The sequence below is a fragment of the Crossiella sp. SN42 genome (genome assembly GCF_023897065.1).
Classification (GTDB): Bacteria; Actinomycetota; Actinomycetes; order Mycobacteriales; family Pseudonocardiaceae; genus Crossiella.
Map to the genome: position 1 here is coordinate 58924 of NZ_JAMHIV010000034.1, position 20243 is coordinate 79166.

Annotated in this window: 24 protein-coding genes; 16 read left to right on the forward strand and 8 right to left on the reverse strand. The window is 72.3% G+C overall.

Going from position 1 to position 20243, the window contains the following annotated elements; translation table 11 throughout:
* The first annotated feature begins 1 nt into the window (after position 1).
* Entirely contained in the window at positions 2-982 is a 981-nt protein-coding gene (locus M8C13_RS34085; RefSeq protein WP_252484899.1) for an iron-containing redox enzyme family protein, read from the forward strand.
* Between the two features lie 99 nt (positions 983-1081).
* Here the strand turns inward: M8C13_RS34085 and M8C13_RS34090 are convergent, their stop codons facing one another.
* The 4 genes from M8C13_RS34090 to M8C13_RS34105 all read right to left on the reverse strand — a co-directional run bounded on the left by M8C13_RS34090 (position 1082) and on the right by M8C13_RS34105 (position 4548).
* Positions 1082-1297: a CDGSH iron-sulfur domain-containing protein gene (locus M8C13_RS34090; RefSeq protein ID WP_252484900.1), complete on the reverse strand. Its 216-nt coding sequence runs from the start codon at positions 1295-1297 to the stop codon at positions 1082-1084.
* On the reverse strand, positions 1278-1931 hold the full coding sequence (locus M8C13_RS34095; RefSeq protein ID WP_252484901.1) for a HemK2/MTQ2 family protein methyltransferase: 654 nt from the start codon (positions 1929-1931) through the stop codon (positions 1278-1280). The genes M8C13_RS34090 and M8C13_RS34095 overlap by 20 nt, the downstream gene beginning before the upstream one ends.
* 123 nt (positions 1932-2054) lie before the next feature.
* The gene (gene lpdA, locus M8C13_RS34100) at positions 2055-3458 is read right to left on the reverse strand and encodes a dihydrolipoyl dehydrogenase (RefSeq protein ID WP_252484902.1); all 1404 of its coding nucleotides are present in this window, start codon (positions 3456-3458) and stop codon (positions 2055-2057) included.
* A 265-nt stretch (positions 3459-3723) separates the two neighbouring features.
* Positions 3724-4548, reverse strand: a complete 825-nt coding sequence (locus M8C13_RS34105; RefSeq protein ID WP_252484903.1) for an SDR family oxidoreductase — start codon at positions 4546-4548, stop codon at positions 3724-3726.
* A gap of 56 nt (positions 4549-4604) precedes the next feature.
* Between M8C13_RS34105 and M8C13_RS34110 the strand changes: the two genes are divergently transcribed.
* Positions 4605-4931 carry a helix-turn-helix domain-containing protein gene (locus tag M8C13_RS34110; protein ID WP_252484904.1) on the forward strand — a complete coding sequence of 109 codons (327 nt, stop codon included), beginning with the start codon at positions 4605-4607 and terminating at the stop codon, positions 4929-4931.
* Here M8C13_RS34110 and M8C13_RS34115 read toward each other — a convergent pair.
* Together M8C13_RS34115 and M8C13_RS34120 are read right to left on the reverse strand one after the other, a co-directional pair.
* On the reverse strand, positions 4885-5715 hold the full coding sequence (locus M8C13_RS34115) for an alpha/beta fold hydrolase (protein WP_252484905.1): 831 nt from the start codon (positions 5713-5715) through the stop codon (positions 4885-4887). The two genes, M8C13_RS34110 and M8C13_RS34115, sit on opposite strands and share 47 nt — an antisense overlap.
* On the reverse strand, positions 5712-6038 hold the full coding sequence (locus M8C13_RS34120) for an acyl carrier protein (protein ID WP_252484906.1): 327 nt from the start codon (positions 6036-6038) through the stop codon (positions 5712-5714). Before M8C13_RS34120 ends, M8C13_RS34115 begins: the two co-directional genes overlap by 4 nt.
* Positions 6039-6273: 235 nt before the next feature.
* Between M8C13_RS34120 and M8C13_RS34125 the strand changes: the two genes are divergently transcribed.
* A complete protein-coding gene (locus tag M8C13_RS34125; RefSeq protein WP_252484907.1) occupies positions 6274-7548 on the forward strand; it encodes a DUF6801 domain-containing protein in 1275 nt (424 codons plus the stop codon).
* Between the two features lie 77 nt (positions 7549-7625).
* A complete protein-coding gene (locus M8C13_RS34130) occupies positions 7626-8264 on the forward strand; it encodes a hypothetical protein (protein WP_252484908.1) in 639 nt (212 codons plus the stop codon).
* Positions 8265-8418: 154 nt separating this feature from the next.
* On the opposite strand, the gene M8C13_RS34135 is transcribed toward M8C13_RS34130, so the two are convergent.
* Positions 8419-9000, reverse strand: a complete 582-nt coding sequence (locus tag M8C13_RS34135; protein WP_252484909.1) for a hypothetical protein — start codon at positions 8998-9000, stop codon at positions 8419-8421.
* Here M8C13_RS34135 and M8C13_RS34140 point away from each other — a divergent pair.
* Positions 8999-9436 carry a hypothetical protein gene (locus M8C13_RS34140; RefSeq protein ID WP_252484910.1) on the forward strand — a complete coding sequence of 146 codons (438 nt, stop codon included), beginning with the start codon at positions 8999-9001 and terminating at the stop codon, positions 9434-9436. The genes M8C13_RS34135 and M8C13_RS34140 overlap by 2 nt on opposite strands.
* A 128-nt stretch (positions 9437-9564) precedes the next feature.
* Positions 9565-9939: a phage tail protein gene (locus tag M8C13_RS34145; protein WP_252484911.1), complete on the forward strand. Its 375-nt coding sequence runs from the start codon at positions 9565-9567 to the stop codon at positions 9937-9939.
* Positions 9940-9943: 4 nt separating this feature from the next.
* Here the strand turns inward: M8C13_RS34145 and M8C13_RS34150 are convergent, their stop codons facing one another.
* Positions 9944-11131, reverse strand: coding sequence for a helix-turn-helix domain-containing protein (locus tag M8C13_RS34150; RefSeq protein WP_252484912.1), 1188 nt, complete (start codon positions 11129-11131; stop codon positions 9944-9946).
* Positions 11132-11367: 236 nt separating this feature from the next.
* Between M8C13_RS34150 and M8C13_RS34155 the strand changes: the two genes are divergently transcribed.
* The 10 genes from M8C13_RS34155 to pcaC all read left to right on the forward strand — a co-directional run bounded on the left by M8C13_RS34155 (position 11368) and on the right by pcaC (position 20216).
* Complete coding sequence (locus M8C13_RS34155) at positions 11368-12540, forward strand: lipase family protein (protein ID WP_252484913.1); 1173 nt, start codon at positions 11368-11370, stop codon at positions 12538-12540.
* Positions 12541-12588: 48 nt separating this feature from the next.
* Positions 12589-13206, forward strand: a complete 618-nt coding sequence (locus M8C13_RS34160) for a helix-turn-helix domain-containing protein (protein ID WP_252484914.1) — start codon at positions 12589-12591, stop codon at positions 13204-13206.
* Positions 13206-13925, forward strand: a complete 720-nt coding sequence (locus tag M8C13_RS34165; RefSeq protein ID WP_252484915.1) for an SRPBCC domain-containing protein — start codon at positions 13206-13208, stop codon at positions 13923-13925. The genes M8C13_RS34160 and M8C13_RS34165 overlap by 1 nt, the downstream gene beginning before the upstream one ends.
* Before the next feature lie 2 nt (positions 13926-13927).
* Positions 13928-14791, forward strand: coding sequence for an IclR family transcriptional regulator (locus M8C13_RS34170; protein ID WP_252484916.1), 864 nt, complete (start codon positions 13928-13930; stop codon positions 14789-14791).
* A 77-nt stretch (positions 14792-14868) separates the two neighbouring features.
* Entirely contained in the window at positions 14869-16044 is a 1176-nt protein-coding gene (locus M8C13_RS34175; protein WP_252484917.1) for a 4-hydroxybenzoate 3-monooxygenase, read from the forward strand.
* Between the two features lie 17 nt (positions 16045-16061).
* Positions 16062-16802 carry a protocatechuate 3,4-dioxygenase subunit beta gene (pcaH, locus tag M8C13_RS34180; RefSeq protein WP_252484918.1) on the forward strand — a complete coding sequence of 247 codons (741 nt, stop codon included), beginning with the start codon at positions 16062-16064 and terminating at the stop codon, positions 16800-16802.
* The gene (gene pcaG / locus M8C13_RS34185; protein ID WP_252484919.1) at positions 16799-17350 is read left to right on the forward strand and encodes a protocatechuate 3,4-dioxygenase subunit alpha; all 552 of its coding nucleotides are present in this window, start codon (positions 16799-16801) and stop codon (positions 17348-17350) included. The genes pcaH and pcaG overlap by 4 nt, the downstream gene beginning before the upstream one ends.
* Positions 17343-19070, forward strand: coding sequence for a lyase family protein (locus tag M8C13_RS34190; RefSeq protein ID WP_305884036.1), 1728 nt, complete (start codon positions 17343-17345; stop codon positions 19068-19070). Before pcaG ends, M8C13_RS34190 begins: the two co-directional genes overlap by 8 nt.
* Positions 19067-19843, forward strand: a complete 777-nt coding sequence (gene pcaD, locus M8C13_RS34195; protein ID WP_252484921.1) for a 3-oxoadipate enol-lactonase — start codon at positions 19067-19069, stop codon at positions 19841-19843. Before M8C13_RS34190 ends, pcaD begins: the two co-directional genes overlap by 4 nt.
* Positions 19836-20216 carry a 4-carboxymuconolactone decarboxylase gene (gene pcaC, locus M8C13_RS34200; RefSeq protein WP_252484922.1) on the forward strand — a complete coding sequence of 127 codons (381 nt, stop codon included), beginning with the start codon at positions 19836-19838 and terminating at the stop codon, positions 20214-20216. Before pcaD ends, pcaC begins: the two co-directional genes overlap by 8 nt.
* Positions 20217-20243: the final 27 nt, after the last annotated feature.

Here is a 20243-nt window from a genome sequence, read left to right on the forward strand (position 1 = left end):
GATGACCGCTGTCTCACTGAGCCCGGTGCTCCCGCGCCCGCGCGGCCCGCTGTCCGCGGCCGTGGTGCGCATCCTGCGCGAGGAGCCCGGCACCGCGACCTTCCCGGCCCCGGGCACGCCGGAGCCCTTCGGCGAGGACCTGCACCTCGCGCTGTACACCCTCTACGAGCTGCACTACCAGGGATTCGCCGAGGCCGACCCGGACTGGGAGTGGGACCCGGCGATGATCGCCTTCCGCACCGCGCTGGAACGGACCTTCCTGGCCGCGCTGCGCCACGAGGTGGCAGGCGGCGCGGACGTATGGTCCACAGTGGACGAACTGCTGGTGGAACCGGTGGAGGGCAACGGGGTCTCGCACTTCCTGCGCGATGAGGGGGAGTGGTGGCAGGTGCGGGAGTACTTCACCCACCGCTCGCTCTACCACCTCAAGGAGGCCGACCCGCACGCCTGGGTGCTGCCCCGGTTGCGCGGCAAGGCCAAGGCGGCGCTGGTCGCGGTGGAGTTCGACGAGTTCGGCGGCGGCGACGCCGAGCGCATGCACTCCCAGCTCTACGCCAACCTGCTCACCGGTGCGGGCCTGGATCCCGGTTACCTCGCCTACCTGGACCGGGTGCCCGCGGTGGCGCTGGCGCCGGTCAACATGATGTCGCTGTTCGGCCTGCGCCGTTCGCTGCGCGGCGCGCTGGTCGGGCACTTCGCCGCCGCCGAGATCACCACCGCGCCCAGCGCCCGCCGGATGGCGCAGGCGCTGGAACGGCTGAACGCCGACCCGGCCTGCGTGGAGTTCTTCACCGAGCACATCGAGGCCGACGCGGTGCACGAGCAGGTGCTGCGGCACGACGTGCTCGGCGACCTGCTGGCGCGCGAACCGGAGCTGGCCGCCGACGTGGTGCTGGGCGTGCAGGCCACCGAGTTCCTGGAACAGCGGCTGGCCGAGCACCTGCTGGGCTGCTGGCGGGCCGGGCAGACCTCCCTCATCTGACGACGAGCCGAGACCCGTTGTCCCGCAACACCGGAAAGTGCTGCGGGACAACGGGTTCACCACCGTGCTCGCGGAGGGCGTGCGCGCGCGGGTGGGCGGTCAACCGTCCTGAGTGGACTTCGTGCGGCGGCGATGACTGGTGTCGCACAACGGATAGCTCTTGCTGCGGCGGCACAGGCACACCGCGACCTGGAACCGGGAGCAGTGCAGGACCTCGCCGTCGGGCAGCTCCAGCTCGACTGGCCCTTCCACCAGCAGCGGGCCGCCGGTGACCAGGCGCATCCGGCGCGGTCGGTCAGCGGGTCCGGTCGGCACGGATCACCACCAGCTCCTCGTCCTGGCCGGGGTCGGCGAAACCGTTGCGCACCAGCCACTCCGCCCGTTCACGCAGCACCGGACCGTACGGAATCCGGTCCCTGGCCACCACGGCGGCCTTGAGCCCGCCCGCGCGCAGCCGGTCCAGGGTGTCCTCGGTGCCGGCGAAGGCCGACTGCACCAGCAGCATGGTTCCCTTGGGCGCCAACAGCTCCGGCGCCCGCGCGCACAGCGGGTCCAGCAGCGCGCGGCCGTCCGGCCCGGCGTCCCAGGCCCTGGCCGGACCTCGCTCGGGCAGCGCGGGCCGGGCCGCGGGCACGTACGGCGGGTTCGCTAGCACCAGGTCGAACTCCTTGCCGCGCAGGCAGAAGCGCAGATCACCGCGGCGAACGCGCACCCGTGGCCAGTGCCGCAGGGTGCGTAGCCGGGCGGTGAGCACCGCGCGCCGGGACACGTCGATCGCGGTCACCTCGGCCGCGCCCGCGATGGCCGCGGCCTCGGCGAGCGCGCCGGAACCGGTGCCGACGTCCAGGACCCGCGCGCCGGTGGGGAACGGCGCGGCGAGCATGGCGTCGACCAGCAACGTGGTGTCGCGCTGCGGCGCGTACACACCCAGACTTCGGAGCAGTTCCACGACAACCGAATACCTCGGCGCGGACTGTCCAAACGCGTCAGTTCAGCGGCCGCGGCGACGATCAGCGCCAGGTGGGGAGTTCCCCGGGGCGGTACCCAGAAGTGGCCCCGGGGAACCCCGTGATCACATGTTGATCATGTGTCCGGCCAGGCCGTGCAGGGCCTCCTTGACCGCCTCACCCAGGGTCGGGTGGGCGTGCACGTTGCGGGCGAGCTCGTGCACGGTCAGGTCCCACTGCTGCGCCAGGGTCAGCTCGGGCAGCAGCTCGGTGACCTCGGGCCCGATCAGGTGACCGCCGAGCAGCTCGCCGTACTTGGCGTCGGAGATCAGCTTGACGAAGCCGCGGGTGTCGTTGAGCCCGGGCGCCTTGCCGTTGGCGGTGAACGGGAACTTGGCCACCTTGACCTCGTGCCCGGCGTCCCTGGCCTGCTTCTCGGTGAGGCCGAAGCTGGCGATCTGCGGCTGGCAGTAGGTGGCGCGCGGGATCATGGTGAAGTCCAGCTCCATGGTCTCCACGTCCGCGATGGTCTCCGCGGCGATCACGCCCATCGCCTCGGCGGCGTGCGCGAGCATCAGCTTGGCGGTGACATCGCCGATGGCGTAGATGTGCGGCACGCTGGTGCGGCCGCGCCCGTCGATGTCGATGGCGCCGCGCTCGGTGAGCCGGACGCCGGTGTTCTCCAGGCCGTAGCCGTTGACGTTGGGCGCGAAGCCGATGGCCTGCAACACCTTGTCCGCGTGCAGCGTCTCCGCGCCCTGCGGCCCGGTGACCTCGATCTTGACCTGGTCGCCGGAGTCGTCGATCCGGTCCACCCTGGTGCTGGTCTTGAGCGTGATGCCCAGCTTGCGGTAGGCCTTGGCCAGTTCCTTGGACACCTCCTCGTCCTCCAGCGGCACCAGGCGGTCCAGGTACTCCACGATGGTGACGTCGACCCCGTAGTTGACCAGGACGTAGGCGAACTCCACGCCGATCGCGCCCGCGCCGGCGATCACGATGCTGCCCGGCAGGCTGTCGGCGAGGATCTGCTCCTCGTAGGTGACCACCCGGTCCGACAGCGAGGTCCCCGGCAGCAGTCGCGGCGAGGCGCCCGCGGCGATGACGCAGTGGTCGAAGCTGATCGTCTCGGTGCCGCCCTCGGCCAGCGCGACCTGCATCCGGTTGGCGTCCAGGAACGCGCCCCGGCCGGTGAACTCGGTGATGCCGTTCTTGCGCATCAGGAAGTGCACGCCCTTGACCCGCCCGTCCGCGACCTTGCGGCTGCGGCTGTAGGCGGCGCCGTAGTCGACGCTGACCTTCCCGCCCTCGACGGAGAACCCGTACTCCTGCGCCTCGTGCTGGAAGATGTGCGCCAGCTCGGCGTTGCGCAGCAGCGCCTTCGACGGGATGCAGCCCACGTTGAGACAGACCCCGCCCCAGTAGCGCTCCTCGACGACCGCGGTCCGCAGGCCGAGTTGCGCGGCTCGGATTGCCGCGACGTACCCGCCGGGTCCGGCGCCGAGCACCACGACATCGAAATGTGTACTCACGCGGAACACCCTACGCACGGTCGGCCGAGGCCGCGTGTGGTGGATCTCGTGCGTGAGCGCCGGAGTCCAGGTCGCCGCTGGCGGTGCCGCAGGGACGGCCGCGTACCAGGTCGTACGGGGTCGTTCCGGCGGTGCCGCCAGCGGCGGGCTGGGCCCGGCGATCGCGTGCGAGATCCACCACACGCGGCCTCAGGACCCGCCGGACAGGTGTCTCCTGGGGAGTGAGTTCTTGCACTTCGTGATCGTGGGCCCGGCGCCGAGTGCCTCAGGCCGGGACGCCCAGCTCGGTCAGCCAGGCCTGCGTGGACCGGATCCCGGTGCCCAGCAAGGCCTCGCCGCCCTGGTCAGCCGGGAAGCTCGCGCCCGGCAGGGTGGCCAGCTCGGCGTAGGCGGCGGCGATCCCGGCCGCCGCGCCCGCGCCCAACAGCGGCGTCATCAGCTCGGTGAAGCGCTCCGGGGTCAGCTGTTCGTAGCGCACCGGCCTGCCGAGGTGCGCGGTGAAGGCCTCGGCCAGCTCGGGACCGGTCAGTGGCTGGCCCAGGTGGACCAGCTCGGGAGCGTCCGCGCCGGTCAGCGCGGCGACCGCGGCCTCGGCCACGTCCAGGTGGCTGGACCAGGCGATGACCTGGTCGGCGCGGATCGGGTAGGCCAGCACGCTCTCGGCACGCAGCCGCTCCTGGATCGGCGGCAGCAGCAGGTTCTCCCGGAAGAACCGGGGCGCCAGCACGGTGACCCGCGCCCCGCCCGCGCGCAGCCGCGCGGCCAGCCCGTGCAGCATGGCCATCCGGTCGGCCTGGGCGGGCGCCTCGGGCACGCCGCCGCTGGTGGAGATCACCACCCGGCGCACCCCGGCGGCCAGCGCGGCCGTGCCGATCGCCTCGGCCCAGCGTGCCGGGGCGGCCGGGTCGGGGGTGATCGGCAGGTGCACAAAAGCGGCATCCACCCCGGCGTAGGCGCTGGTCAGCGCGGCGGCGTCGTCGAGGCTGGCCAGGGCGCGGGTGAGCGGGCGGACGTCGTGGCCGTTGGCCTTGAGCAGCTCGGCGACGGGGCCGCCCTGAGCGCCGGTGGCGCCGTGTACGAGGTAGGTCATGCCCGCTATAGTTCCGACGGGGAACCAGTTTCCTCAAATGAACTAATGGAGTTTGGATGAGTGAGCCGGACCACACTTTGCCGGAGTGCCCGATCGCCCGGTTCCTGATCGTGCTGGAGGGACCGTGGGCCACGCTGGTGGTGCGCGAGCTGCTGGAGGGTCCTCGGCGGTTCACCGAGCTGCGCGCCGCGCTGCCCGGTATCAGCCCGAAGACCCTCTCCGCGCGGTTGAAGGGGCTGGAGCGGTCCAGGCTGCTCACCCGGACCGCCTACGCCGAGGTGCCGCCCCGGGTCGAGTACGAGCTGACCGAGGCGGGCTACCGGCTGCGGCCGGTGTTCACCGCGATGGCCGAGTGGGCGGAACGGGACCTGCCGGTGCGCTGAGCGCGTGCTCGTTGAGCCACTCCAGCAGCAGCGCCTTGGTCAGCGGGGTGCGCTCGATCAGCACCGAGTGCTCCTGGTCCGGGATGACCACCGTGCGGCAGCGCGGCAGCAGCTTCTCCAGCCACGGCGCCTGCACCGCCAGGTCCGAGCGGTCGCCGTAGATGCCGAAGACCGGCGCCTCGATCGCGGCCACCCTCGCCTCGTCGAGCACCTGGCTGGCCGGGATGTCCTCGGCGATCGTGGTGCTGTGCAACAGCTTCGCCGCGCCCTTGGCCAGCCGCGCGGTGTGCGGGTTGTACTCGGTGGCGATCCAGGCCAGCGACTCCTCGCGCACCAGCTCCCGCTTGGCCCTGGCCAGGTTGGCCGCCATCTTCGGCCGCCACGGCTCCAGCGCGGGCTCGGACTCGATGAAGGCCAGGCTGGCCACCAGCTCCGGGTTGGCCGCGGCCAGGCCGAAGGCGACCGTGCCGCCGAAGGAGTTGCCGATCAGGTGCACCGGGCGGCGCACCTGCAACCGGTCCAGCAGGTGCCGCAGGTCGCCGACGAAGCGCTCCAGCTGGTAGCCGGTGGCCGGGCGGTGGCTGCGGCCGTGCCCGCGCAGGTCGTACATCAGCACCTCGTACCCGGCGGCGGCCAGCGCCGGGCCCAGGGTGAAGTAGTAGCTGGCCAGGCTGTCGGTGAGGATGCCGTGCACGCACACCACCAGCGGCGCCTCCGGGCGGTCGCCCTTGGGCAGCATCCGCTGCACGTGCGTGTCCAGGCCGCACACGGTCAACAGGGTCACCGGCGCTGCTCCGTCCCGGCGGCGCGCAGCGCGGCCACGATGTAGTCGACCAGGTGCCCGACGGTCAGCCCGATCAGCGCGTCCAGGTCCAGCCCGGCCAGGAACGCGGCCAGGTTCACCGGCTCGCCGTAGCGGTCTCGCAGTGCGGTGGCCAGCTTGACCAGGTCGATGCTCTCCAGGTCCAGGTCGTCGTGGAACCGGCACCAGCGGCCGATGGCCACGTCCTCCAGGCCGTAGTGCGCCAGCAGGGTCCGGATCATCTCGACGACGTCGGCGAGCACCTCGTCGGCGTCCACCGCGACCGGTATCGCTACTTCGGGCATGGAAATAGGCCTTTCGAATCGGTTACGGGTCCGGCGGACGTTATTGCCGCATAATCAAGTGGGTCAACACCCAAACGTCGGGCCTTGTGTGCGTGCGCACTCGATGACAATCGCGATGATCATTGATTAGCGCCCGTTGACAAGAAAAAGAATTCCGGAAAATTTCCCGTAACCAGCCTTCTCGAATGCCGTTGGGTGGGGTGAGCCAATCCCGTGCGATGAGGAGTCAATGAAGATGAACAATCGCAGCAGGCTTGCCGGGGCACTGGCCACGGTGACCGTCGGGGCGATGCTGACCGCCGCCGGCGTGCTGGCGGGCGCGGGCACCGGCGTGGCCGCGCCCCCGGCCGAGCTGACCCTGGTGTACAGCTGCCCGTTCCCGTTGATCGGCGTGAAGGACATGTCGGTCAAGATCACCGTGGTCGGCCTGCCGGACAAGCCGGTGGCCGGTCAGCCCACCCCGGAGGTCGAGGTCACCGCGGTGGCCACCGTCCCGGCCGACGCCACCGCGGGGCTGAAGCTGGTCTCCGCGGCCACCATCGAGGGCAAGGCCACCGCCGACACCAAGCTGGACAACGCAGGGCTCGCCCTGGACCTCAAGGTGCCGATGACCTTCCCGAAGACCCCGATCCCGGACTCCGGGGCCTTCGACGTGGTGGCCAAGGGCAAGGCCCCGTCCTTCGCGCTGCCCAACCCGGGCCGCACCACGATCGACGTGGGTGACTTCCTGACCACGCTGACCCCGCTCAAGGCCGACGGCACGCCGACCGGCCTGGGCACCTTCGACTCGGCCTGCACGATCAAGAAGACCGAGCCGCCGCAGAAGACCAGGCTCTACGAGGTCGACGTGCTGCCGCCCGGCGGCGGGACCACCACCACGACCAGCAGCAGCACGACCAGCAGCACCACCCCGACCACCACCTCGAGCAGCACGACCAGCCCGACCAGCACCACCACCAGCAGCACCCAGCCGACCACCACGACCTCGAACCCGCCGTCGGACCTGGAGATCAGCTACGGGCTCAACGGCAAGTCCCAGATCAAGAAGCTCAACACCGCGGTCGTGCTCGGCCCCGGCAACTTCGACGCCAAGGTCAACCTGCAGTCCGGCGCACTCTCCGGTGACCTGTCCCTGCCCAAGACCAAGGCCAGCTTCAAGCTCTTCGGCTTCCTGCCCACCGAGGCCGCGGTGGAGCTGGTGCCCGAGGGCAAGACCACCGGCACGTTCACCGGCGGCGTGGTCAAGTCGAACTCGAAGGTCACCATCAAGCTGCCCGACGTGCGGGTGTGGGGCATCCCGGTGGTCATCGGCGACACCTGCAAGACGACCAAGCCCTCGGACATCGCGCTGACCTCCGGGCCGAACTTCAACCCGATGGTCGGCGGCACCCTGACCGGCGACTACGAGATCGCCAAGTTCGCCGGTTGCGGCACCTTCATCACCGATGTGGTCAGCGCCGTGACCTCCGGCCCCGGCAACTCGATCACGCTCGACCTGAAGAAGAAGTAGCCCGACTCCCGGGTGCGGACGGCGTCGCCGCCAGCCCGTCCGCGCCCGGGTCCCAACCTAGCCTGCCGGAGACCGCCATGCGTGCCACCATCCACAGCCTGCTCGCGCTGCTCGTGCTGACCGCCTGCGGCAGCCCGGCCGCCGCGCCCGGTCACCCCGACGCCGACACCCTGTCCAGGGCCATCACCACCGCCGCCGAAAAGCAGAAGTCCGTCGCGGTGGACCTCGATCTGGGGGTGACCGGCCGGGCCGCCTGCCGCCGGGACACCACCAGCGCCCGGTGCGAGCTGACCCAGCAAGGTGGTCAGCCGGTGACGTACGCGTTCCTGCCCGACGCGTCCTTCGTCCGGATCCCCGACGACCACCGCGCACCGGGCGCCAAGCCCTGGCTCCGCCTCACCGGCGACGGCGCTGAGCTGGCCAAACCCATGGCCGAGGTGGCCGACCGGATCCGCGACCTGTCGGACCCGCGCAAGCTCATCCCGGCCGGGGCCACCCTGGCCGCCGCGCAGACCTCACCCGAAGGTGTGAGCTACGAAGTTGCCGTGCCAGCCGGTCACAGGATCCAGTTGGTGCTGGACGGAGACGACCGGCCGGTGCGGGCGTCGATCGGAACCGTCTCGGCGAGCTACCGCGACTGGGGCGCCCCGGTTGTGGTGGACCCGCCGACCCCCGACCAGCTGGCCGAGTTCCCCACGATCCCGGCCCAGAGATGACCAGGGAGTCCTATGCCGCTCACCAGTGGCGATGGCGGTTGACCGGTCTCGCCACCGTCCTGGCCACCACAGCCGTGGTGATCACCGCCGGCGCCGCACCCGCCGAGCACAACGCCCCACTGACCACCGAGCCGGGCCAGGGGAGTGGCGCTGGTCAGGCAAGCCCGTGCCTGACCAGCGCGCTCCCCGCGGCCCAGCTGGTTTCCCCCCAGCTTGTGTCCCCACAGCGCCAGGCACCACTGCCTGGTGACCGGCTGACGGCCCGGTCCGCCATCGAGCCGTCGGCCACGCCCACCGCGCCGATCCCGGGGTCTCCGACGGCCCCGGGGTCGGCGCGCCCCGCCGCAGCCCCCAGTCCCGCAGCCCCCAGTCCCGGCCCGGCCCCCAGTCCCGGCCCGGCGACCAGTCCCGGCCCGGCGACCAGTCCCGGTCCGACGACCAGCCCCGGTCCCTCGACCAGTCCTGGCCCCACGAGTAGCCCCGCTCCCACGACCAGCTCCGGCCCACCACCAGTCACCAGCCCACCGCCCACCTCCTCGCCCGGTCCGAGCCCATCCCCGAGCCCCGGACCGAGCCCAACCCCCGGCCCCGGACCGAGCCCCAGCCCCGGCCCGTGCCCCACCCCGCTCATCCCCGGCGCGTCCCCGACCGCCGACATCGAGCTGCGCCACGACGTCCGCACCACCTCCCGGATCCGCAAGCTCGGCTCGGAGCTGACCACCGCCCCCGGCGTCATGCAGACCACGGTCAACCTCGGCACCGGCAAGCTCACCGGCACCCTGGCCATCCCGCCGAGCCGGTCCTACTTCGTCGTGCTGGGCTTCGTGCCCTCCACCGCCACCGTCGAGTTCGAGCCGGTCGGCCCCGCGGCGGGCACGCTGCCCGGCGGCAAGCTGGACATCACGGTCAACCTGCGGCTGCGCCTGCGTGACGTCCGCCAGGCCGGCGTGCCCCTCGACGTCGGCCCCGGCTGTCGCACCGAGGAGCCGATGGTCATCCGGCTGGTCGGGGACCTGCCGATCCTGCCGAACACCGACTACCGCTACACCTCGGTGTTCCGGATCCCGCCGTTCACCGGGTGCGGGGTGCGGGAGGACCTCAGCCCGCTGTTCACCGGCCTGGTGTCAGGACCGGACAACCAACTGGTCACGACGTTGCGATTGCGGAACTGAGGCCGCTTTGTGCGCCACGTCACGGCGGCGTCACGCTCCGTCGTCGCATGCTGGGGGCACTGATCTTTGTCCAGGTGAGAGGGCAGCCCATGCGCGCGTCGTCCGAACTGACCACTAGGCGTCCCCCGATGCCGTCCTATCGGTTCCGGGTGGCGGTGGACGGCGATGTGATGGCGTTTGTCCGGGTCACCGGCCTGCAGACCGGGCGAGAACCGCTGGGGGCACGGCGGCACAACGTCGACTTCACGCTCACCCGGGGGGTGTGCGCGGCGCGCGGCGAACTGTGGAACTGGCTGGGCACGGCCTGGGGCGACCGGGTGGCGGAGCGGGACCTGTCGATCAGCCTGACCAACGACCCCGGCCCCGAGCTGCTGGTCACCTGGCGGGTGCGCAGCGCCTTCCCGACCCGGATCGCCGCGCCCAGCTTCGACACCCGGCACGACCAGGTCGCCATCGCCGAGCTGACCATGTCCGCGGAGTCGATGAGCGTGGAGTACCACTGACCCCTCAGGGGTGCGGGTGCAGCAGCCGCTCCGCCCGCAGCGCCAGCTCCAGCGCCAGCCGCTGGTCCGGGTCGGTGAGCTGGTCGCCGAAGAGCCGTTCCAGCTGGTGCAACCGGTAGCGCACGGTCTGCGGGTGCACATCGAGGTCCGCGGCGATCTCCAGGGCGTTGCGGCGGCTGCTCAGCCAGGCCAGCAGGGTGTCGGCCAGGCGGCGGCGCTGCTTCGGGGTGAGGTCGTCCAGCGGGGTCAGGCAGCGCCGGGCCAGTTCGCCGATGAGGAACTCGTCGGCGAACAGGCACAGCGTGGGCAGCTCGTCAGCGCACCAGGTCACCGGCCGGTCCGGCAGCAGGTCGCGCTGCACCAAGCGCAGGGCCCGGCGCGCGCCGCGCAGCGAGATCGCCGCCTCGGCCAGTGGCACCGGCAGGCCGACCGCGGCCCGCCAGCCGTTGAGGTTGCGGGCCAGGTCGCGCAGGTGCCGTTCCGGATCGGCGGTGACCAGGCAGGGCAGCTCGCCCTCCAGGTCGACCAGCACCTCGGCGGTCAGCGCGGGCGGGCTGAGGGTGTGCTGGTCGCCGCGGGGTTCCAGGGCCACCGCGACCACGGTCTCCGGCACGGTCCAGCGGGCCGCCTCGGCGTGCTGGAGCAGCACCCGCCGGGAGGGCGGCGGGTCGGCCAGGATCAGCTCCAGCAGGCGGCGGCGCCTGCGTTCCCGGCTGCCCGCGGCCCTGCGCTGGGCCTCGGTGTAGCCGTCCACGGCCAGCGCGGACAGCTCCTCGACATAGGCGAAGATCGCCTCGGCGGCGGTGAACAGCAGCTCCGGCGGCGCGCCCATGCTCTGCCCGACTGCGGAGACGTGCCGCCAGGCCACCTTGCCGCCGACCCGGTACGCGGTCTGCAACGCGTTCGCGCTGCGGCCCTCGTGGAACTCCACCATGCCCCGGTGACGCAGGTAGCTGGCCCACTCGTCACTGCGGAACTTCGGGTCGCCGAGGTGGTCGATGCAGTACAGGATCGCCTTCTCGATCGCCTCGACGATGACCGCCTCGTGCTCGCTGCCCAGCAGCGCCTCGTACTCCGGCACCGCGCGCCGGATCTCCTGGATCATGTCCGCGGTCATGCGCCCCACGTGCGGACGGAACGGGCGGGCGAACTCCTTGGGGATGGTCGACCACAGCCGACTCGCCAGACGCATACCGTGTATTAGCTGAGCCGCCGCCAATTCTGTCAAATGTGAACATTTCTCTGTCGAGAGACGTCGCCTGATCGTGTGAGGTCCTCGTGGTGAGGTGCGTATTTCCGGCGGCGGTTTTGTGAGGTGATGACAAAGAATAGTACTTCGGGCGCAGTGGGGTCAGTGGTAGTTTTGCGGAGTCGGCCAGCTGGCCAATTCCCTGTTTTCACCAAGTCGTGCGGCTCGGAGGTCGAGCGATGTCACGTTCCATTCGCCGCGTTGTGCCGGCGTTGCTCAGCGCCCTGTTGCTGGCAGCGCTGCTGCCACCGGCAGCCCTCGCGGAGGACAGCTTCTACCAGCCGCCGGACCCGTTGCCGGCCGGCGCGCCGGGCGACCTCGTCCGCTCCCGGGTCTCGGACAACCCGCCGACCAGGGCGAAGGCCAAGGCCTGGCAGGTGATGTACCTGTCCACCAACGCGCTGGGCCAGCGGCACGCGGTGACCGGCACCGTGCTGGTGCCCAAGGACGTCGATCCCAAGACCGCGCCGGTGGTGGGCCTGGCGGTGGGCACGCACGGCCCGGCCTTCCGCTGCACGCCCTCGCGGATGATCGACGTCGGCGCGCTGTACGAGCAGCCCGCGGTGACCGACCTGCTGACCCGCGGCTACGCGGTGGCCATCACCGACTACGAGGGCTACCGGCCGGAGCCGCGCACCACCTACACCGTCGGCCGCTCGATGGGCACCGCGGTGCTCGACGTGGTCCGGGCGGCGCTGCGGCTGCCGGGCACCGGGTTGTCCGCAGGCGCCAAGGTCGCCCTGCGCGGCTACTCCCAGGGTGGCGGCGCGGCCATGTGGGCGGGGGAGTTGCAGCCGTCCTACGCCCCGGAGCTGAACCTGGTCGGCGTGGTCGGCGGCGGCGTCCCGGCGGACCTGATCCAGGTGGCGCTGCCGCTGGACGGCAAGCGCGGCTACGGCTTGCTGGCCACCGCGCTGATGGGCCTGGACCGGGCCTATCCGGAGCTCAAGCTGGATGACTACCTCAACGACAAGGGGCGGGCGGAGTACGCGCGGATGCAGCGCGAGGCCTGCACGGTGGAGCTGCTCACCTGGTACCCCAACGGCAGGCTGGCCGACCACACCACCACGAGCCCGGTGCTGACCCCGCCCTGGCTGGCCAGGGTCAGGGAGAACAAGCTGGGCGGCAACAAGATCCAGGTCCCGGTCTTCCAATACCACGGCGACAACGACGACCTGGTGTACCCGCCGCAGGCCAAGGAGCTCTTCGCCGCCTACTGCCGGCTGGGGGTCAACGCGCGCTGGCAGGGCTACCCCAGCGACCACATCACGCTGGTCTACACCGGCAACGAGGCCGCCCACCAGTTCCTGGCCGACCGGTTCGCCGGCCAGCCGGCCACCTCCGGGTGCTGATCACCGGGAGCCCTTGACAAAAAAATTTGTCCAAGCCACGATGGCCGCATGGAAGATGTCGCGGTGATCGAGGACGCGGCCGCGGCGGAGAGCAGTCTGGATCCGCTGCGGTCGCGTCTGCTCGCCGAGCTGGCCGAGCCGGGCTCGGCCAGCTCGCTGGCCGCGCGGGTGGGCGTGGCCCGGCAGAAGGTCAACTACCACCTGCGGGAACTGGAGAAGCACGGCCTGGTCGAACTGGTGGAGGAACGCCGCAAGGGCAACTTCACCGAGCGGGTGCTGCGCGCGACCGCCGCCTCCTACGTCATCTCGCCCGCCGCGCTGGGCGCGGTGCAGCCCGATCCGGCGCGCTCGCCGGACCAGCTCTCCGCGCGCTGGCTGCTCGCGCTGGCCGCCCGGCTGGTCCGCGACGTCGGCCACCTGATCACCGGCAGCCGCAAGGCTGGCAAGCCGGTGGCCACCTACGCCCTGGACGGCGAGATCAGGTTCGCCTCGGCGGAGCAGCGGGCCGCCTTCGCCCGTGAGCTGGCCGCCGCGGTGGCAGGGCTGGTGGGCAAGTACCACGATGAGACAGCGGCGGGCGGCCGCGCGCACCGGGTGCTGGTGGCCGTGCACCCGAGCGTGCGACCGGTGCTCGCCGACGACGTCAACACTGGCAAGGAGTCCTGATGGGACGGAAGTTCGAGCTGCGCAAGGAAGTCGAGCTGGCGGCCACCCCGCAACAGGTGTGGGACGCGATCGCGACCGGGCCGGGCATGGAGGCCTGGTTCATGGCCCAGCCCGCGCCGGACGCCGGCGCCTGCGAGGTGTGGCAGCCGCCCGCGCACCTGTCCATCACCACCCCGGCCGGCCCGGACGGCTCCTTCCACGCCTTCGAGTACCTGATCGAGGCCAAGGACGGCGGCAGCACCGTGCTGCGGTTCGTGCACAGCGGCTTCCTCGGCGATGACTGGGGCGCGGAGTACGAGGGCATGACCAGCCGCGGCTGGGACATGTACCTGCACACCCTGGCCGAGTACTTCCGGCACTTCGCCGGCCGGCCCGCGGTCTACCTCACCGCGGAGGGACCGGAGGCCTCGGCCAAGCCGGAGGCCTGGCCGGTGCTGCTGCGCGGCCTGGGCCTGGAACGCGACCCCGCGCTGGGCGAGCGGGTGCGGCTGACCCCGGCCGGGCTGCCGCCGATCGAGGGCGTGGTGGACTGGGTGGAGGAGCCCGGCGGCGACTTCCTCGCGGTGCGCGCCGAGGACGGGCTGTACCGCTTCCACGGCCGCGCGGCGCTGGGCATGGCCATCGCGGTCGGCCACCACGTCTACACCCCGGTCGACCGGGCCGCCGCCGACGAGGCGTGGGCGCGGTGGCTGCACGGGCTGTACCCGGCGCAGGGCTGAGCATGGCCAACTCGCCCGCCGGGGAGTCCGTGCTGGCCAGGGTGGTGCGGATCTTCGAGACCTTCGGCTCGGACACCCCGGCGCTGCGGGTCTCGGAGATCGCCCGGCGGGCCGGCCTGCCGGTGCCCACCGCCTCCCGGCTGATCGAGGAGCTGGTGGGGTACGGCTGGCTGCACCGCGAACCCGACCGCAGCGTCCGGCTGGGCCTGCGGATCTGGGAGCTGGCCTCCAGGGCCTCGCCCGCGCTGAGCCTGCGCGAGGCGGCGATGCCGTTCCTGGAGGACCTGCAGGCGGTGGTCGGCCACCACACCCAGCTCGGCGTGCTGGAGGGCCGCGAAGTTTTGTTCGTGGAGCGGCTGTCCGCCCCGGGCGCGGTAGAGAATGTCATCCGGATCGCGGGGCGGCTGCCGCTGCACGTCAACTCGGCAGGGCTGGTGCTGCTGGCGCACGCCCCGGTGGAGCTGCAGGAGTCGGTGCTGGCCGCACCGCTGCGCGCCTACACCCGGCGCACCATCACCGATCCGGCGCGGCTGCGCGCCTTCCTCGCCGACGTGCGGCGCGGCGGGTTCGCGCTGTGCCGGGGGTTCATCGACGACGGGGTCACCGGGATCGCGGCGCCGGTGCGCGGACCGGACGGCGAAGTGGCCGCGGCGCTGGCGGTGATCATGCCGGACGACGCCGCGGTGCCCAGCCACCTGCCCGCGCTGCAAACCGCCGCGCGGGGCATTTCGCGCGCCCTGGGTGCCGGTAGGTCGGGCGTGGTGGATCTTGCACGCGATCGCCGGGCCCAGGTCGCCCCTGGCGGCACCGCCGGGAACGACCTGGACTCCGGCGCTCACGCACAAGATCCACCACGCCCGACCTAGTGTCTCATTCAATGAAAGTGAGGTAGCTGCTCGCTGCTCGCGGCGGCCAAGGTGCGTCCACGGAGAAAGGGGAGTGGATGCGCACCCAGGTGGTCATCATCGGCGCCGGGCCGGCCGGTCTGCTGCTCTCGCACCTGCTCGGCCTGGACGGCGTGGACTCGGTGCTGATCGAGCGGCAGAGCGCCGAGCACGTGCAGTCACGTATCCGGGCCGGGATCCTGGAGGCGGGCACGGTCGAGGTGCTGCGCGAGGCCGGGGTCGGCGAGCGGCTGCGGGCGGAAGCCTTGCGGCACCGCGGCATCTACCTCCAGTGGCCCGGTCACCGGGAGCACGTGGACTTCGTCGACCTGGTCGGGCGCTCGGTGTCGGTGTACGGGCAGACCGAGGTCACCAAGGACCTGATGGCCGCGCGTGAACACGCAGGCAGGCCCGCCTTCTACGGCGCGAGCCAGGTCGAATTGCACGAGGTGGACGGCGAGTCGCCGCACGTCACCTTCGTCGACGCCGACGGGTACCCGCGCCGGATTGACGCGGAGGTGATCGCGGGCTGCGACGGCCACCACGGGCCCAGCCGCCGCGCGCTGCCCTCGGCCCTGCGCGAGACCTGGACCAGGGACTACCCCTTCGCCTGGCTGGGTGTGCTGGCCGAGGTTCCGCCCTCGACCGACGAGCTGATCTACGCCTGGCACACCGACGGGTTCGCCATGCACAGCATGCGCTCCAGCACGGTCAGCCGGTTCTACCTCCAGGTCCGCCCCGGCGAGGACCTGGAGGAATGGCCGGACGAGCGGATCTGGACCGAGCTGGCCACCCGCCTGGGCGCCAGCGACGGCGGCTGGCAGCTGACCACCGGCCCGATCACCGAGAAGAGCGTGCTGCCGATGCGCAGCTTCGTGGCCACCCCGCTGCGGCACGGCCGCCTGTTCCTGGCCGGGGACGCCGGGCACATCGTGCCGCCCACCGGGGCCAAGGGCCTCAACCTGGCGGTGGCCGACGTGGTGCTGCTGCACCGCGCGCTGGTGGCCTGGCTGGTGGACGGCAAGCCAGGGCTGGCCGAGTCCTATTCGGACACCGCGCTGCGCCGGGTTTGGCGGTGCACCCACTTCTCTTGGTGGATGACCACCATGCTGCACCGGCACGGCGACGACTTCGACGCCCGCCTGCAACTCGCCCAGCTCGACGCGGTGCGCACCTCCACCGCGGCCGCCACCGAGCTGGCCCAGAACTACGCCGGTCTGCCGATCGGCTGCTGAGGTCAGAAGGGGAGACGATGTCGACCACCGAGGGGCGGCGGCTCGCGCTGCCGCGCTACCGCAGGGACGCGCCGGGCACCCACCCGCCGCTGGACAGTCCGGGCTACGGCTCCACCGCGCTGCGCCACCCGAAGCAACCCCTGGTCGTGCTGCCACACCGGCTGACCGAGGTGACCGGCCCGCTGCTCGGCCCAGGTCGCCTCGGCCCGCTGGACAACGACCTGACCCGCCAGCACCCCGGCCAGCCGCACGGTCAGCGGATCATCGTGCACGGGCGGCTGCTGGACGGCGACGGCAGGCCGGTGCGGAACTCGCTGATCGAGCTGTGGCAGGCCAACGCGGCCGGGCGGTACAAGCACGTGCGGGACCGCTGGCCCGCGCCGGTGGACCCCAACTTCGACGGCACCGGCCGCACGCTGACCGATGACGAGGGCCGTTACGAGTTCACCACCATCAAGCCGGGCGCCTATCCGTGGAAGAACCACGACAACGCCTGGCGGCCCGCGCACATCCACTTCTCGGTCTTCGGCACCGCGTTCACCCAGCGGCTGGTCACCCAGATGTACTTCCCGGACGATCCGCTCTTCGGCCAGGACCCCATCTTCAACTCGGTGCCCGACGAACGCGCCCGCCAGCGCATGGTCTCCCGGTTCGACCTGGACCGCACCCGGCCGGACTGGGCGCTGGCCTTCGAGTTCGACATCGTGTTGCGCGGCAGCGACTCCTCGGTGTTCGAGGACGAGGAGGAGGACGAATGAGCACGCCCTCGCAGACCGTCGGCCCCTACCTCGCCCTCGGCCTGGAGTGGCCGGACGGCCCGGACGCGATTTCCCCGAATATGCCAGATGCGGTATGGTTGCGGGGCACGGTCAGGGACGGCGCGGGCGAGCCGGTCCCCGACGCGGTGATCGAGACCTGGCAGGCCGATCCGGACGGGCGCTTCAACCACCCGGCCGATCCCCGCGGCGCGGTGGCCGCACCGGGGTTCCGCGGCTTCGGACGCTGCACCACGGCGGCCGACGGCAGCTACGGCATCCGCACGGTGGTGCCGGGTGCGGTGCCGGCTGAGGCTGGGCTGGTGCAGGCTCCGCACATCGACGTCTCCGTGCTGGCGCGCGGGCTGCTGCACCGGGTGGTGACCCGGATCTACTTCCCGGAACACGCCGACCTGCACCGGAGCGACCCGGTGCTGTGCTCGGTGCCGGAACACCGGCGGGCCACGCTGATCGCCGAGCGGACCGTCGACGGCTACCGGTTCGACGTGCGGTTGCAGGGCGGACAGGAGACCGTGTTCTTCGATGTCTGACCTGTTCGACGGATTGTCGGCGGCCGGCCCAGTACGGGCTGAGGTCGAGGACCGGGCCTGGCTGCGCGCCATGCTCGCCTTCGAGCGCGCCCTGGCCACGGCCCAGGCGGAGGTGGGGCTGCTCGCGCCGGAACACGCGGCGGCGATCGCGAGGGCGTGCGATCAGGCGGCCGGGGACCCGGCGGCGTGGGACCCGACGGTCTGGGACCCGGCGACTCGGGGCTCGGGGGTTCGGGGCTCGGCGGCCCAGATTCCGGCGGCCCGGGACTCGGTGGTCGGGGATTCGGCGGCAGGGGACCCGGTGGGCGGAGATTCGGCGGCCCAGGACCCGGCGCGCGGGGAATCGGCGGCCCGGGACCCGGGGGTCCGGGACTCGATGGTTCGGGACTCGATGGTTCGGAACTCGGCGGCCCAGGATTCGGCGGCCCGGGACCCTGCGCGCGATCCGGCCGCCCGGGGCCCCGGAGCGCACGATCCAGCGGCTGGTGATCTGGCGGCTGGCGATCCGCGGGCCGGTGATGTGGCGGGCGGTGATCCGGCAGAGCTTGGCGCGGCGGGGATCGACCGCCTAGAGATCGACCCGGCCGAGATCGGCGCTGCGGCCACTGGCGTGGGCAACCCCGCCGCGCCACTGGTTCGTGCCCTCACCGCCCGGGTTGGTGGCGCGGCGAGCCGGTACGTGCACCAGGGTGCCACCAGCCAGGACGTGCTGGACACCGCGGCCATGCTGGTGCTGCGCGGCGCGACCCGCGCGCTGCTGTCCACTGTGGACAGTGCGGGGGCGCGGGCCGCGGAGCTGGCGGCTGCCCACCGGGACACGCCGCAGGCCGGGCGGACGCTGGGGCAGCAGGCGTTGCCGGTGACCTTCGGGCTCACTGCGGCGAACTGGCTGTCCGCGTTGACGGCTGCCCGGGACCGGTTGCGCGGCTTGCAGTTCGCGGCTCAGCTGGGCGGCGCTGCCGGGACCCTCGCCTCGCTGGGGGACCGTGGGCCTGCGGTGCTCACCGCCCTGGCTCGCGAGCTGGAACTGGATGAGCCCGTGCTGCCCTGGCACACCGATCGTTCCCGGCTGACCGCGATCGCCGCCGCGTTTGGTGAGGTGGCCGGGACTGCTGGAGGTATCGCGCGCACGATCATCCTGCTCGCGCAGACCGAGGTCGGCGAGGTGTTCGAGGAGGGGCCGCCGGGCAGTGGCGGGTCCTCGACGTTGCCGCACAAGCGGAATCCGGTGGCCGCGGTGCTGGCCGCGGGGGCGGCGGCGCAGGCGCCTGGGCTGGTGGGCACGGTGTTCGCGGTGCGGCCGCAGGAGTACCAGCGGGCGGCGGGGAACTGGCATGCTGAGTGGCGGCCGCTGACCGAGCTCGCCAAAGTGACCGGGTCGGCGGTGCACTGGGTGGCGGAGAGCTTGGCGCGGTTGCGGGTGGACCAGGGGCGGATGCGGGCGAACTTGGATCGCACCGGTGGGTTGTTGCTGGCCGAGCGGGTGACCTCGGCGCTGGTGGACGAGGTGGGGCGGCTGGCGGCGCATGACGCGGTCGCCCGGTGCGCCCGGCAGGCGGTGGCGGAGGGCGGGTTTGGCGCGATCCTGGCGGCGGATCCGGTGGTGGGGGAGCACCTGTCGGCGGAGCGGATCGCGGAGTTGCTGGATCCGGCGGGGTATGTGGGCAGCGCCGGGTTGTTCGTGGACCGGGCGCTGGCGGCCTGGGAGGAGGACAGGTGACGATCCTTCCCGCGCACACGGTGGCCGGGCCGGTGGACGGGCCGCCGGTGGTGCTGTCCGGGTCGCTCGGCAGCGATCGCCGGATGTGGCGGCCGCAGGTGGCGGCGCTGGCCGCGGCCGGGTACCGGGTGATCACCTATGACCACCGGGGGCATGGCGAGTCGCTGACGCCGCCGGGGCCCTACGACCTGGCGGCGCTGGGCGCGGATGTGGCCGCGTTGCTGGATGAGCTGGACCTGCCGGACGCGCACTTCGCCGGGTTGTCGCTGGGTGGCATGGTGGGCATGTGGCTGGGGGCGTTCCGGCCGAAGCGGGTGCGTGGGCTGGTGTTGTGCTGCACCTCGGCCGTCCTGAACCCGCGCTCGGGCTGGGCGGACCGGGCCCGGCTGGTGCGCGCCGAGGGCACGGGCGCGGTGGCCGAGACGGTGGTCGGGCGCTGGCTCACCCCGGACTACGCGCGGCGGCACCCGGAGCTGGTGGCCGAGCTGCGCGCGATGGTGGCCGCGACGCCCGCCGAGGGGTATGCCGCCTGCTGCGGGGCGATCGAGCGGATGGACCTGCTGCCCGTGCTGCCCCGGATCACCGCGCCGACGCTGGTCATCTCCGGCGCGGACGATCCGGCCACCCCGCCCGAGCAGGGCCGCCTGATCGCCGACCGGATTCCCGGCGCGCGGTTCGAGGTGGTCGAGCACGCCGCGCACCTGGGCAGCCTGGAACAACCCGCGGAGTTCACCCGTTTCATCCTGGAGCATCTGGGAGGCCGCGATGACTGACCACCGCCACACCGAGGGCATGCGGGTGCGGCGCGAGGTGCTCGGCGACGCGCACGTGGACCGGGCGGTGGCGGGCACCACCGAGTTCACCGCGCCGTTCCAGGACTACATCACCGAGTCCGCCTGGGGTTCGGTGTGGACCAGGGACGGCCTGGACCGGCGCACCCGCAGCTGCCTCACCCTGGCCCTGCTCACCGCGCTCGGCCACCAAGAGGAGCTGGCCCTGCACGTGCGCGCGGCCGTGCGCAACGGGCTCACCGCCGCCGAGATCGGCGAGGTGCTGCTGCACACCGGGGTCTACGCCGGGGTGCCCGCGGCCAACGCCGCCTACGCGGTGGCCCAACGGGTGCTGCGGGAGATCGAGGAACCCTGACCGCGCGGTTGCGCCGAGTGGTCCACT